The organism is Enterovibrio qingdaonensis, assembly GCF_028683135.1.
Lineage (GTDB): Bacteria > Pseudomonadota > Gammaproteobacteria > Enterobacterales > Vibrionaceae > Enterovibrio > Enterovibrio qingdaonensis.
Genome location: NZ_JAJUBB010000002.1, coordinates 451,372 through 465,250, shown reverse-complemented (window position 1 = coordinate 465,250; position 13,879 = coordinate 451,372). Strand labels below are relative to the sequence as shown.

General features: G+C 46.0%; 11 protein-coding genes. 1 reads left to right on the top strand and 10 read right to left on the bottom strand.

The window, feature by feature from the left end:
* Nucleotides 1-147: 147 nt before the first annotated feature.
* A complete protein-coding gene (locus LRP49_RS04815) occupies nt 148-591 on the top strand; it encodes a DUF4174 domain-containing protein (RefSeq protein WP_274140587.1) in 444 nt (147 codons plus the stop codon).
* Nucleotides 592-627: 36 nt separating this feature from the next.
* Here the strand turns inward: LRP49_RS04815 and LRP49_RS04810 are convergent, their stop codons facing one another.
* From LRP49_RS04810 to tagH, 10 genes are all read right to left on the bottom strand, one after another.
* Nucleotides 628-1,332, bottom strand: coding sequence for a hypothetical protein (locus tag LRP49_RS04810; protein WP_274140586.1), 705 nt, complete (start codon nt 1,330-1,332; stop codon nt 628-630).
* A 122-nt stretch (nt 1,333-1,454) separates the two neighbouring features.
* Complete coding sequence (locus LRP49_RS04805) at nt 1,455-2,354, bottom strand: 1-aminocyclopropane-1-carboxylate deaminase/D-cysteine desulfhydrase (protein ID WP_274140585.1); 900 nt, start codon at nt 2,352-2,354, stop codon at nt 1,455-1,457.
* A gap of 186 nt (nt 2,355-2,540) precedes the next feature.
* Nucleotides 2,541-6,086 carry a type VI secretion system membrane subunit TssM gene (tssM, locus tag LRP49_RS04800; protein ID WP_274140584.1) on the bottom strand — a complete coding sequence of 1,182 codons (3,546 nt, stop codon included), beginning with the start codon at nt 6,084-6,086 and terminating at the stop codon, nt 2,541-2,543.
* 19 nt (nt 6,087-6,105) lie between these two features.
* Nucleotides 6,106-7,518, bottom strand: coding sequence for a type VI secretion system protein TssA (tssA, locus tag LRP49_RS04795; protein WP_274140583.1), 1,413 nt, complete (start codon nt 7,516-7,518; stop codon nt 6,106-6,108).
* Nucleotides 7,519-7,520: 2 nt separating this feature from the next.
* The gene (vasI, locus tag LRP49_RS04790; RefSeq protein ID WP_274140582.1) at nt 7,521-8,198 is read right to left on the bottom strand and encodes a type VI secretion system-associated protein VasI; all 678 of its coding nucleotides are present in this window, start codon (nt 8,196-8,198) and stop codon (nt 7,521-7,523) included.
* A gap of 3 nt (nt 8,199-8,201) precedes the next feature.
* Nucleotides 8,202-9,752 (bottom strand): sigma-54 interaction domain-containing protein, encoded by a 1,551-nt coding sequence (locus LRP49_RS04785; RefSeq protein WP_274140580.1) that lies wholly within the window; start codon nt 9,750-9,752, stop codon nt 8,202-8,204.
* A gap of 80 nt (nt 9,753-9,832) precedes the next feature.
* Nucleotides 9,833-10,624: a type IVB secretion system protein IcmH/DotU gene (gene icmH / locus LRP49_RS04780; protein ID WP_274140579.1), complete on the bottom strand. Its 792-nt coding sequence runs from the start codon at nt 10,622-10,624 to the stop codon at nt 9,833-9,835.
* On the bottom strand, nt 10,625-11,959 hold the full coding sequence (tssK, locus tag LRP49_RS04775) for a type VI secretion system baseplate subunit TssK (RefSeq protein ID WP_274140577.1): 1,335 nt from the start codon (nt 11,957-11,959) through the stop codon (nt 10,625-10,627). It lies immediately after the preceding gene.
* A 2-nt stretch (nt 11,960-11,961) separates the two neighbouring features.
* Nucleotides 11,962-12,429 carry a type VI secretion system lipoprotein TssJ gene (gene tssJ, locus LRP49_RS04770; protein WP_274140575.1) on the bottom strand — a complete coding sequence of 156 codons (468 nt, stop codon included), beginning with the start codon at nt 12,427-12,429 and terminating at the stop codon, nt 11,962-11,964.
* Nucleotides 12,417-13,862 (bottom strand): type VI secretion system-associated FHA domain protein TagH, encoded by a 1,446-nt coding sequence (gene tagH / locus LRP49_RS04765; protein ID WP_274140574.1) that lies wholly within the window; start codon nt 13,860-13,862, stop codon nt 12,417-12,419. Before tagH ends, tssJ begins: the two co-directional genes overlap by 13 nt.
* Nucleotides 13,863-13,879 lie beyond the last annotated feature (17 nt).

Here is a 13,879-nt window from a genome sequence, read left to right as displayed (position 1 = left end):
CTAAAATGGTGCAGTGCTTACAACCCGCGCACTACATTAGACAGCTCGAATATACCGTGTGTTATCGGGTATAAGAGAGCGGAACAAATCGGAAAAGGCTAGGCTTTCGTAATGGCAACATGTCTAACAGTCCGAGGAGAGATCACGATGCATTGGTTTACTCGCATCTGCGTACTAATCCTGTTGGGTTTGCCTATCTCCGCTATTTCTTACCCGCATTACGGGTTCTACCATCCGCATCGTACCTTGATGTATTTCACCCCCACTGAAGATGACAAATCAAAAACGTTCCAGCAATTGATGTTGATTCATGGGTGCCAAATGGACGAGCGCGACCTGCATTCCCTCGTTCTGGATATGGGTACAATGACCGACTCTCGTGGCCTCTTTTCATCAAAAGAGATCAATAATCTTTTGGTACGCTTTCAGATCGCTAACCATGAACATATCGCCGTGTTAATAGGAAAAGACGGTACTGAGAAGTATCGGTGGGAGCGCGACGTTGATATCAACGAATTGGTTAACGTGATTGATGAAATGCCAATGCGACAGAAAGAAATAGAAAAGCGAGGAATGCGATGCAGTATTTAGCAAAAAGCCGAGACAGTCTCGGCTTTTCAGATTCAATTAAAGTTCGATAGTCATATCCTGATCATCGCTGCGGGTCTCGTTATCACCCTCGGTCAAATTTTCATACGCGATAGACAATATAGCGATGAAATACACCATGGCGATGTACCCCAGAAGAAGATCCAGCATGTACAGGCCCGCGAGTGAAAGCAGTTGGGTTAGTGCTCCGACAAAGACAGGGAAAATGCCTAGCAGCAAAAACAGCACGCCTGTTTTCCCTTCCGTCTTTTTCCAGACCCAGTTGACCGATACATCATTGCCTACTGCAATGGCAGGAAAGATGATAGACAAGCGGCAGGCAATCAAGGCAAAACCAATAGCCACAACCAGAGAAAGCAATAACCCAAACGGTTCAACCAACATGTTAAATGCATATACCAGCACGCCCATGCCAATCATAAAAAACGTATAGCCCAATGTGTATACAATGAACTTACGCTCAATCGCCCCAAACGCGATGCGCCCCCAGTGCGGCACGGAGGTGCTACCCAATAGAAGTACACGGTGCACATTGATTGCCAGCATCACCGCCAACATAAACACTAATAAGCTACTCAGAATAGCAAAATCACTGTTGCCAATTTCATAGGTGGCGACATCTAGCACATAGGACAATACAACTGGAATTGCGATAGCTTTAGCAAGATCGGTTTTAGCTTGCCAAGTACGTTGCATTGCCTGTTTAAGCGTTTGAACAAACACGGAACGGGATCCTTAAACCTGTTTAAAAATGATTACGCCAGTGATAGTACTGAATTTGCCTGAATATTCACATTAAATATCAGTATCATGGGAGACATCGGCGAGTTTTTCTTCCCTAATGTTCAGACATCAAACTTCCGCCTATACCTTGGCAACATACTTTCGTTACCAACCAACCCACCCTGATGAACATAGAGAAGCGACTTATCCGGATGTTGCGGTAGCCAATCCAATAAGCAATGCCACATCAGCGGATCGTACAACAAGTCAAACTCTACACCTGTTTTCTCTTTGAGAGCTTGCCAAATTTCGTAATCATCTTGATATAGCTTTCCGAAATGGTGATTCCTGTTTGGATCCAAAATCGTCGGAAAGCACTGCTCCCCCAACATTTCAAACTGCTTAATCAAGTAATCTTTGCCGCCAACACATGCACAAGTGATGACTTCTATGCCTTTTGGCTGTAAATGCTTATGCAAAAACAACGCTGTCGTTCCGGTACCTGAAGGCAACGCAACCACCAAGTGTTCAATCGCTTGTTCTTGTGCCCAATCAGCAATTTCATCTGCAAGCTTTGCCACGCCTTCTTCGGCGATCAGTGAACGTCCCCCTTCTGGCACATACAGGCAATGGTCGTCTAATCGGTGAGTTTGGATATAACTTTCAGGATGCAGATTGTGTTCACAGACCGTTGAAACGGGGATGACCCGAGCACCCAGTTCTAACGCCAAACGATAGTTTCCGATTGGGTGCTGCTGAAGCCACGCAGGTATACGATCGACATAAAACTCTAACTGCCAGCCCTTGATGTTTGCGAGAGCAGCAAGAGACAGTAAAGAGTTCGCCTGTGGTGACCCATAACCGATAAGGTGGGTGACTGACGGATCTTCATATGTCAGTAAACTCATGAGCTTACGCGCTTTATTTCCTGAGAAATAAGGGTGAAGCATATCGTCTCGTTTGAGGTAAAACGAATGGCTGCTATAAGAGTGAGCAGTAACAGGGGTATGGGCGATCTTCATAGCTGATGTCAAACATAGGTTAGGCCGCGATTGTACACGTTACTGCGCCCATACCACTAAGACGTATTTGAATTTATGCATTCGCTATGGCCATGAGACACCGCAAATAAACGTTCGAGTGACCAAGCATCTAATGGTTGAACACCCGAACGTGTTTTTGCTCTCTGTATAACTCAGTAGAGTCCGTTAATACACCGCCTTTGAAAGTTTAAAGTTTTTAAACATCGCCATGGTAAACGGATTACTGTCTTCTTCAGAATGGAGTCGATACTTTACGTTCCCATTATCGATATTAAATACATAATCCACACTGGTGGCACTGGAACTCACCACTTCGGCACTGTCCAACAACCGGAAGAATGACCACGGTCCCTTAACCGAAACGCTTCTGGGTGACTGGTTAATTGATATTGGCACCAAAGTCACTCGGCTCACCGCTTCACTTCGCAATGTGTTGGGCCATATCAGCTCAATATTCTTCCTTGGTCCATGGCTATATTCCACATACTGACCATCAACGTTGATCACCGAGCGACGCTGATTAGGGCTCAATTCAACAGGTTCAATAGAAAACGCCACGTCTAACACCCCTTTTCTGTTAAAAAAGGCTCGTTGAATGGTCTTCGCCGACTCAAATTGCTTTACGAAAGCCTTTCCAATCACGCCGTCATCCGACTGAATATCTAAGCTGCTGGCGTTATTAATAAGGGGGGATAAATCGTTATTGTAAAACTGTGACAAGGTGCCATCTGGCGCAAAGAAAGACTCGAAATCTTCCAGTGCCACGTCTTTTTTGGAACGCTGATTAAACGGATAACGAGACGCGAGCTTTGAAGCGAACTCTTCATACACTTCCTCATCCCATTTCTCTTCCAAGTAGGTCAACGCTTCTTTCTGAATGACTAACCAGCTTTCCTGCGCCAAGGTATGTAGCATTGTGTTGTATGGCGGCGGTAAACCATCAGAGACTTGCTGGAGCACATAGATCGGGTCCGTATCGTTAAGCATCAAACGGGATTTAGTCGCTTCCAACGCGGCTTTACCCACATGCTGCGCATCGGTCAGCCTTCTCATGTAAGCCAGCAACTGAGAGACCGCTTCAACAGATTCGTTGAAATAAATGGGGTCGCCTTGTTGCACAGAAGCAAGGTCATTCAACCTTGTAAACTGACCATCAACCATCGCAGCGACACGGTATTCAGAGGATTTGAGTAGCTCGTCTCTCGCGTCATCGTTTTCAGGAAGCTCCGGGAAAAGATCCGTGTTTTCGGTCACTTCTTCCAACAAACGGTGTAAAGGCTGATGGTTGCCAACCACACTTTCGAGCACCCATACCGCATCGTAGATATCTTCGAAATACCTGACGTCCAGGTTACTTATTGCTTTACGCCAACTGTTCGAGTAATCGGCAACGTATTGGTTTCTGATTTTTTCTTGAAGTGCGCGTCTATCTTGCTCTGAAAAATCCGTACTTTTGGCGAGACCGAGCACCCAAGTATCGACCAACGCCATATCCGTCAACGTTTCTAACTTAGGCATAAAGAACTGCTCAAAACCATCATGAGACAGGAACTTCGGTATATCTACGCCTTCTCTGTTCGGGTTTTTCAGTGTAAATACAACATCAAACACTGGGCCGATAGCCGAAGAGAGATTAATGGGCGAACCCAACACCAGCGCAGCCTCTTTCTTAAGACCCATATAGACCCGTTGTTCCAAAGGAATGTTCAGTAAGTACTGCTGTGTCGATTTAACGAGATCATCATAAGGAGCGAGGCTGCGTTTTGCCCTTGTGTTGCCTGCTAAACGTTTCGCGCTCAAGTCGGTTTTCACGAGTGCGTATTGTAAGTGGTTCATCAGGCTATCTTGTGTTTCTCTCTCACCTTCGTATTTTTCTTGCCACATTGTTGCAAAGTACGTTTTTACAACATCACCATGGCGACCTGAACCATCGGTCAGCATGCGGAAAACCCTGAGGGCGGTTAGTGTTTTTTCATCTGTCGAGGCATCCGCGATATCGAACGCGAGCACACGTAACAACGCCGGCAGATAGCGCGTTTCGACCAGATCTTGATAAGTTTTATCAAGCTCTACACCAATTTTGTTACCTTGATGAAGTCCGAATCCAGACAACAGCACTTTCCTGTTATCGGTCTCATCCATCAGAGCTTGCGCTTCTCTGACAAGGTTCAATTGCGCTAAAAGGCCCTCTCCTGTTGCAGGATAGCCCGATGCTTTCGTCACTCTGTCAAACTCTTGTACCTTCGCCAGAGCAATGGCCGAATGCTTAACGTTGGACTCGTAGTACTTGTGCCAGGAACTTATCAACAATACAGAGAAAATCGAACAGGCAAACACCGTGAGCCCGAGCGAGCGACGATAGGATTTTTGCGATGTATTGCTGTCTAACGCAAGGCCCGCTTCAGGATAGAAAACGTCATTAAAAAGCCGTTTAGTGAAATACGTGGTCGAATTCGTCGCATTCTGCGCACTATTCACCACTTGAGATAGCTGATATCGACGCGCTGCCGAGTCAACAAACGCATTGACGGGCACCCCTTGTTGATAAACCGAGGTGAAATACAGCCCTCGAAGTACCGGCGGTGTTGAAAATTGGTCCGCACTGAACGTCGATTTTAAGAACTGAGCCAGCACATCTTGAAGTCCTGCCATCTGACGGTAGAAGCTATAAATGGCCGTTCTTTGCTCCGCGTCCGCAGACTGAATAAAGGCGGTCGGCAACAAGTGCTCAAAATCCTGCACCAATGCACTATAGCTGCGGTCAAACTCTTCTAGCCACTGATTGTCAGTATCTTTGTCATTAAATGAGAAGGTAAAGCCCAGTGCTTCTTCCCGTTCTTTTTGTTTGAGTCCACTAAAAAACGGGGCAAACCCATAGAGCAAATCGAGCTTAGTTAAAGATACGTACACAGGTGGACGATTGGAAAGCGTGTTCATCAACTCGTTTAGACGCGTACGAAGAATGGCGGCATGGGCCTTTCGCTCACTCACGCTAGCACTGGCTAATTTAGCAATATCAACGGTCACAACAATGCCATTTAGCGGTCTGCGATTACGTGTTTTGTTTAACCAGTTTAAGAAATGCGTCCAGAGCCTTTGCTCCATCTCACCATGCCCATCTGCATCAGTGATCCGCTGAGTAATCAGCTCACCTGCGGGGTCTATTAATACCGCATCTTCGCCAACCCACCAGTCAAATGAAAAAGGATTTTTACTTTTGGTTTCTTGGTTTGCACGCAATGCAGAGGAAAACCCAAAGTCTTGGCCTGACCGATTAATTAAGCTGGTTTTACCGGCATTTTCTTCACCTAATAATAGGTACCACGGCAGCGCGTAGAGGTGGTCTTTCTTCCCCAAACTGTCTTTGAGCGACTTAACAATTCGATTAAGTTCTATGTCCTGTTGCTCTTCAAATCGTTTGATTGGGTCTTCTTGCTGCTCAACCTCTCTTCTCGCTCTATCTTGATAAACAGAAAGCTTCCGCCATTGATTGATCCCCCATATCCCAAGCCAAAAAAGGATGACGATAGAGCTTGCCAGTGCTCGCGCCCAAACCGAGTGCAACGGCTGGGTATCACGAATCGTTAGCCAAGGGCCAGCCCACCAAATCGCAACGTTTAACATGATAAGCACCAATACCATCAGAACAGGCAATGACGATCTGATTGACGGTAACATGGCGGAAAAAAGTATTCTTAGCTTACTGAACATAGTAATCGTTCCCTGACCTCTATCTTGCGTCGGTGATGGTTTCTAGGTGTTTGATTAGAGAAGGCTCCCAATCGATCAGTGACATCGATGAAATCTGGCGTAGCAAGGTGCCGTACTCTTGTTCCGCCATTGCCGTGAGTTGATGGTGCTCCAAAAGATCTGCTGATAGTAATCGCCAGTAGAAGCGATCTCTGGGTTCTTCCGCTTTTGACAGCCCACCGTTTAACATGGTGAGCGCATCAGACAACCCCTTCTCTTCCGCAAGGGAAAAGGCTTCTTTTCGTTTGCTGTCCCAGCTTGTTTCTCCACTGGCGCTCAGTGGGTTTTTATCGCCTTCTCTCAGCCATTGTTGGGTCGACGCCGAAATAAAAGGCATTCCCCCTTTAAACTTCAGTTCAAACAACACAGGCATGCGAAGCACAAAACTTTTTACTTCAGAAGCAATCGCATTAGCGGCATCGGAAAGTCCAAGCTTCATGGCAATGCGGTAACTCAAGTAGTGCCCGTCTATCCAGTACGGCGATACTGTTAAACTCTGTTCCACTTTTCGCCAAAGAGAATGGTCTGCTTTCAGATTCAACAAATCCTCGTATTCAGAGATACGCTCTGCAGAAACAGGCATCAAAGGTGTTTCAAAATCAGCATCATGTTCGGGAGGGGAACTTATCGAAAACCAGATAGCGAAGCGTCGTAATCTCAACGACGTAGAGCGTCCGCCTTCCATTTCGTTCATAAAGTCCGCCACTTTCAGTAAGGTGAGCTTTGTTGCTCTCTCCGAACTGATGTCAAATGACAACGGGCCGTCACTGGCAGCCCCCTTCTCATCACTTTTTTGCTCGGAGACTTCATTTTTTTCCGTCCCACCTGAGGCTGAAGTGGCTGGTGTGGCTTTTACTCGCTTACCGATTACTGCTGTAATCGTACCAATACTGTCATTCGATAATTGATGGGTACTCGCTGCCAAACTAAGGGCATCTAGTGCGCTATTTAGCTCCGATAATTGCGTTTCACTTATACGTGAAACGTCGAAACTTTCTGCGCTACTTTCCGTCCTCTGAAGAATTTGCCCATAAAATCGCTTCCGTACTGGCTCCCCCTTCGCCCCGGGGGCAGGAAGGCAGGTTTGCCAAAAAGCATTGATAAAATCCGTCAACAAATAGATTGATAGGACAAATCGCTCGACATCGGCTTTGTGTTGAAGACAACGTAGTAAATGCGCCAATAGCTTTATGTCTTTTGACTTGGTTTCGAGCAGCGTAATCGCGTGATTTTCAGCTTCATCCCACTTCACCTCACTGTGAGACAGCGAGCCTATCTTCATCATCTGCGCGTCAACAAAATCCAATGCAGGATCGTCTTCTATTCTGTCGCCTACTGGATTATCAGAGGTGATTGGCGCAATAAGTCGTTTCCGGTAATGTTCCGTATCCACCTCTACCACCCACACATTTTTCTGAGAGGTTTAACCGCCTCGTTAATGTTGCTGATGTCAAAACGTACATCACCAACAATGGCAGAATTTGAACGCAGTGAAACTGACGACTGCGATAGCATGGACTTCATGAGAACAATTGCCGGCATTCCACGTCCTGCACTTAATACATATCCCGAGTCATCGCTCATCCATGCTCTTGTGTCTTTGTTCTTCGCATAGGTTGTGATGGGTACTCGCCCCGAATTAACCATGTTTGGGAGAACCAACTCAACACGGCTAATGTCGTCAATACAACCGAACATCAAAATGGCTGGAGCTTGGTCGGTTTCCACGACGGCAGGACTTGTCACCCACGCACCGGGCATCGATTCCATCTCGTCTGAAACGTTAACAATAAAGCCGGTTTGCAATGGCTGTCTTCGCTTTTCACTTTCCGCCGCCTTAACCCACAAAGCGGGCTTTCTCGGCGCAGTACTAAGAGCCAGCTCATGAGAAACTGGGGTATCAAATACCTTGTCAAAACACGCTAATCGCTCCAATCGGGATGGAATCAAGGTGCAAGTCTCAGCGGCAGAAACTTGATTATCAGCCACTGCATTCGACAATGCAGGACTAGTCTGAAATAACGCAAGAACACCAGCCAACTTCCACATCGCGTTACTACGAAATCTGTGCATGCCTCAATCTATCTCCATCTTCAGGCACTTGTGCGCGAGCGTTCTTTTTGGCAAACCAAGGCTTTCAGCCGCTTTAGATCGGTCACCACCAAAACTTGTCAGACGCGAGCGTATAACGTTGATCTCAAAGTTCTGAACGGCAGCCTTCAGATTGTTTATGTTTGCAATGTCCACACCCAGATAATTATCGGGAGCGGATTCATCATTACTTGCTGTAAACGGCACTCGCTGTTCAAAGAGACGCTCGCTAATACTGCAAGGGCTGATTTCTGTGCTGTTACCTGACAAAGTGCAGGCGTACTCAATCAGATTCTTTAATTCCCTCACGTTGCCCGGAAAGGGATGACGACTCAGTAAATCAAGCGCGGTATAGCTGATGCGATCAACATTCACATGCTGATTAGCGCGGTAGCTTTCGATGAATTTGTTACACAACTGAGGAATATCTTCGCGTCGCTCTCTTAGTGCAGGGACCTGGATAGGAAACTGATTCAGTCGGTAATACAGGTCTCGGCGAAACTCGCCACATTCCGTTTTTTTCTCCAGCTGAACATGGGTAGCCGACACCAACCTAAAGTCCACTTCGATTTCTTTTGAACCACCGACAGGGCGATAGACCTTTGTCTCCAAAACACGCAGAAGCTTCGCTTGAAGGCTAATTGGCATATCACCAATTTCATCGAGGAAAAGGGTTCCGCCATCAGATTCTGCAAGGAGTCCTGACTTTGCCCGTTCTGCGCCCGAAAACGCACCTTTGACGTGACCAAACAATTCACTTTCTAAGAGATTCTCGGGGATAGCTGCACAGTTGATAGCAATGAACGGTTTTCCTTTACGGACCGACAGCTCATGAACTGCTTTAGCAACCAATTCTTTTCCTGTTCCCGTTTCGCCGCAAATCATCACATTGAGCGAAGATTGAGCAGACTTAACGACTTTGTCGCGCATGTCTGACATTTTCTTGCTAGAACCAATAAGCACCTTTTTCAGTTCAAACGCTTGCTCGCGCTTATGCTCATTCTCGCGGATCTCCGCAATCGATGAGACCAAAGCATTCTTCTGCCATGAATCTTGGCCAAGCTGCGTAATCATCGCGCACTGGTTACTGTAAATTTGGGCAATGTGCTTCCAATGCTCACACGCCAGCACTTCGCTAAGGCTAGTGTAAGTGCCTGTCATCACTGAGATAGCGCGAATGACGCCGTCATTTCCCACAAAAGGCGTTATCAATAGACTGTCTTTTAACTGGCGACAGACAGCCAGCGTTTTGAAAACGTCGTTACCCATCCAATAGTTCAATTTTTCAGGGTCAAGCAACATGCTAGAAGCCGACTGCAACACGTGTGAAAACGGGTGGCTAAAGTCATCAACTTTCCATGCGAGATTTAGCCCATCCGCATTAATGCGCAACTCTCTCCCCTGTGAACACGGGTACAGCACCCAACAATTAGAAATACCACCAAGAGAATCTCCAAATTCACAAAACGTATTGGAGAGATCATCTACATCTCTTAAAGTGGTCATTTTTGCAGCAAAAGATATCCACTTATCCATTCCTTTCTCCGTGTTCAGTCATGCAAATTCAAGTTCAGAGATTGCTCGTAAGCCGCTTTCTATTTGTTACTAGTGCCTTATTACAATAAGGTGCTAAGTTGCAGTAATACGCTATCGATATTTTTATTAATCGACATTTGATAGAAGCCATATACTGCAAGGAGCATAAAAGAAAAACCGATAACAACACCAATAGGTGTCACTCTGTTGTTCACCTTGTAATTTTTCGGCATCACATTATGAGTGGCAGGTTTACGGTTAGAGTGTGTTTCTTCGTCATTGTCAGAAAGTAATGCATGTAATTCCAATAGCACTTTTCTGTGCTCATCCTTTCCCTTGTCCATTACTTTATAACGACCTTCAAAGCCCAACGTCATACAAATAAAAATGAACTCTAACAACTGACGATATCTTTCTGGGTCGCCTTTTAATCGCGTTAATATTGAGAATACTTTCTCACCACCCCATGTTTCATTATGAAAATAGGTCAGCAACGAGTTTTCAGCCCAATAACTCTCTGAGCCCCAAGGCGTGCTCATTACCGCTTCATCGACAACGGTGCATAAAATGTATCGGTAAGCCAAAATAATGGCATGGTCATATTGATTTTCAGCCAATTCAACTTCGATATTCTTTATTTCTTCTACCGCTTGGTTGTACAACTCTTCGATATTGTGGCAAAGCATCAATTTTCGAATGCGTAAACTTAATCCAATGAGCGGTGTTGCAGCACAAATCAGTCGGTTTGACTCACTACAACGGAGTTTGAACCAGTAATCTTGATCCGCATCGATATTCGAGACGTCATCAAAAAGTAAGTCATCCAGATGATGACGCTGTTTGGTTTTTTCTTGATAGATGTCCTGCACCATCTAGCTCCTAATCGCCCAAAACTGAAGTTCAACATCCGGAATATGCCCTGCTACGTGGAACGCAAAACCACTGCCGTTAATAAGCATGCTCCAGGCCTGACTAGATTTATCCAATTGGTAATAGATGTAGCCCGCGTGGTACGGCAACTGTCGCGGCGCAATAGGTAACGGAGACAAAGGAACCCCAGGAAGCTGCAGAGAAATAAGCTCACGAATTTTCTCAACAGAAGCCACTTTGGTCTGTTGAGTAAACAGCTTACGTAGCTCTTCCTGAGGCAGTTTTGCCCTCACTGCAACGATAAACTCAGCATCATCCAATAACCCAGGATCGTGTATTGGCGCGACCATCAATCCATATTTACGTTGGTGAAGCTGTATAGAGACGGCTTTAGGCTCCAATACAATGCTTAACGACTGCCTCAGCTTCATCAGTAATTCGTTTAGTGCTTCCGTTGGAAGATCGTGTCGATACGCTTTGAAGTCCGGGGCCAAACGGCTTTCATCGGTGAATGTAGAAAGCTCTCCGCAAATCGCACTTAGTTCGGCATAAAGACGTTCGGGGTGCAACGTGGGTAATTTGGACAGATGCTGAAGCATTGGCTGAAGACGGTTAAGTGCCTGCAACAACATGAAATCCGTCACCTCAGCCACACCACCTTGAGACGGCGTTCCTAACCGATAAGCAATGTTTTTCGCCCGTTCGTGCATCAGTCCTGCCATTTCTCCGACAAATCGATAGAGTCGTGGGACCGCAGAGATTTTCAAATGACAAGGAATGAACGTTTCATCCAGCAATACACTGCCATCCGGGCGTTTTTCGAGGATTCGCCCAATCGCAATCGACGCGTAGGCACTGCGATCGTGACTTTCCAGCATGATTTTCGGGCAGACTGGACTCACATCAATAACAACACCATCCCCATTCTGGCTATGCGTATCTCTAACGTTTTGCCTTTTTGAATTAAAACGGGCATTTATTTCACTGTCTGGCCAGTTTATTTCCGTCGTAGTATCACTTCTTAATGGAATCGATAAATAGACAATCTGATTTGCCACGTCATTACTGCTTATTTCCAATGCCGTAGGCAAAGTGTCTTCATTTGGAACGTTAAATACCGTGCCATCTGGCATTACACCTCCCACTCTTTCCAGCGCAACTCGACCAAAGCTTAAATATTCCGCATTAAATGCAAGGTCAGTAATACCATAAAGGTGCTGATTTAACGTCGCGACCCGTTCTTCAAGTTGATATTCAAAGTTTCGTTGCATTTGCTGAAAATGCTGAGGCTTAATAAATAGCCCTTCATTCCAAATCACTCGATTTCTGACTGTCATTTTTATTCCACTTTATCGAGAATGATTTCGTTTTCGTTTATATACATAAGCAAGTGATACTCGTGATCTTGTGGAAGCACTTTTATTACCTTCTTCCACTCACTTCGATCAGGATCAGCAAAGCGCCCCATGATCGCGATATATCTCGTATCGTGCTCTAACTCAAATGAATTAATAAACTTAAACTGGCCTGGAATAAGCACGAAGTCTTTATGGTCGACATAATTACTCTTGAGTGCCGTTTTCGCATTTCTGGCAAGATGCTCGTAATCCGAAGAAAGGAACATTGAATCATCTTCTAACTCGAACACTTGCACTTCAATGGGCGTACCATCGCCGTTTAAGTTCGGGTTAACGAGTTGCGTGGCTAACATACTGTAAGTAACGGTTGTCGGCTCGCTCAACGGCTCAGTGCTGGAGCTACACCCTGCAATTTGCAGCAATGCTAAAGCAAATATCAGACGGAACATTCCTGCGCCTCCCTGAGTTTATCGCGAAGGTTTCGGTCATAAGCTTGATCGAAGATTTCCCAGAATAGCTTTTCAAACCCACGTTGACGCGGTGAGATGAGCTCGTTGTAGTAGCTGTTGTACATCTCCCATGCCCAAGCACTGGCTTGCTCATTGGTTGGGTTTTCCACACGGCTATACGCTTTAAATCTGCGCATTAACACTGCTGGTGAGAATGCCATTAGAACTTGTGCTAACGCCTCTGTGGTTGCTGCTTGCACAGCGTCGTTGTGGTAACGAATATTGGCCAGACTTTCGCTGATGGCTGACGGTGCAGAGAGATGAACAGCACTTCTTTTGCCATCGAACATAATTTTCATGGTTTCTTCGTAAGACAAGCCCAATCTCAGTGGGTTATCTTCGATGGGTTGGAAATTTTTATTCATCACACCATAGCGGCTTTGTGCGACTTGATGATGCAGGTTCAACAAACCGTCAATGGCGGATTTCATCGACGCGCCGATCTCCTCAGAAAGAGCCTGCATCTCTGCCATATCGTCGGTTTGACCTACCGCCGTCTCTAACCCTCGCATCAGCGGGCCACTGATAACATGATTTGAGACACCAGACACTGGATAGCCTTCTCGATGCGGATCAGCGGAGAGATAGTCTTGCCTAGTGAAACCGTCTGATGGCTTTTTATCTAGCAAGTCATTTTCAACATCCCGCTCTAAACGCTCTATGCTTTTGAAATCCATCAACTCTCTCTCCTTAGGTGTGTATTGCGTAGTCGTCACGGCAGATGAAAGCTCGCTGCCCATGTCCTCGTAAAATCCCGCATCACTGTCGTACGATGGGTTATCCGTTAAGTTGTATGAAACGCGGGACGCAGTGCTACGATCCGCATCCTCAATCAATTCCGCTGCTAAATCCGCTTCTTGCAAGGAGGCCTGCGCTAACGCTTCGAGTGCTTCCAACGGGTCGTCGATGGCGGCTTCGAGGTTCGAATCCGCTTTCTCAGCAAGTTCGTTATTTTCTTCAGCAAAAATGTCGTCATCCAAACCGAATACAGACCCTAATGATCCTTCGCTCCATGCATCAAATCCGGATGTCGTTTTCAAACTCGCTCGGATCTGGTAGCCGCCAATCTGAATCACATCTTTATCTTTAAGCGCAACGGCTTTTCCTAAGCCAACAGGGATGGTAGAGCCATTAATAAAGCAGGCGTTATGCAGGTCAATCAGGCACATTTCATGGTCGATATGCACCAGTTCTGCATGATATGGCGCAACATCGCTTGTTCTGTTGTCCAAAATCCAATCGGCAGACGAGCTTGACCCAATCGTTCCACCATCCGTAGTAAAGACATGCGAAGCAGATAAGCCTGGCGAGAGAGATTGCGTATTTGCGACCACCAGAACGAGTTGCAATTCAGTTTGTGTTGAATCCGTCATCCGAGAATTTTCCTTTA

Coding starts and splice junctions, on each gene's coding strand:
- tssK (WP_274140577.1), bottom strand. CDS start 11,959: ATGACAGTCAGAAATCGAGTGATTTGGAATGAAGGGCTATTTATTAAG.
- vasI (WP_274140582.1), bottom strand. CDS start 8,198: ATGCACAGATTTCGTAGTAACGCGATGTGGAAGTTGGCTGGTGTTCTT.
- tssM (WP_274140584.1), bottom strand. CDS start 6,086: ATGTTCAGTAAGCTAAGAATACTTTTTTCCGCCATGTTACCGTCAATC.
- icmH (WP_274140579.1), bottom strand. CDS start 10,624: ATGGTGCAGGACATCTATCAAGAAAAAACCAAACAGCGTCATCATCTG.
- LRP49_RS04785 (WP_274140580.1), bottom strand. CDS start 9,752: ATGGATAAGTGGATATCTTTTGCTGCAAAAATGACCACTTTAAGAGAT.
- LRP49_RS04805 (WP_274140585.1), bottom strand. CDS start 2,354: ATGAAGATCGCCCATACCCCTGTTACTGCTCACTCTTATAGCAGCCAT.
- LRP49_RS04815 (WP_274140587.1), top strand. CDS start 148: ATGCATTGGTTTACTCGCATCTGCGTACTAATCCTGTTGGGTTTGCCT.
- tssJ (WP_274140575.1), bottom strand. CDS start 12,429: ATGTTCCGTCTGATATTTGCTTTAGCATTGCTGCAAATTGCAGGGTGT.
- tagH (WP_274140574.1), bottom strand. CDS start 13,862: ATGACGGATTCAACACAAACTGAATTGCAACTCGTTCTGGTGGTCGCA.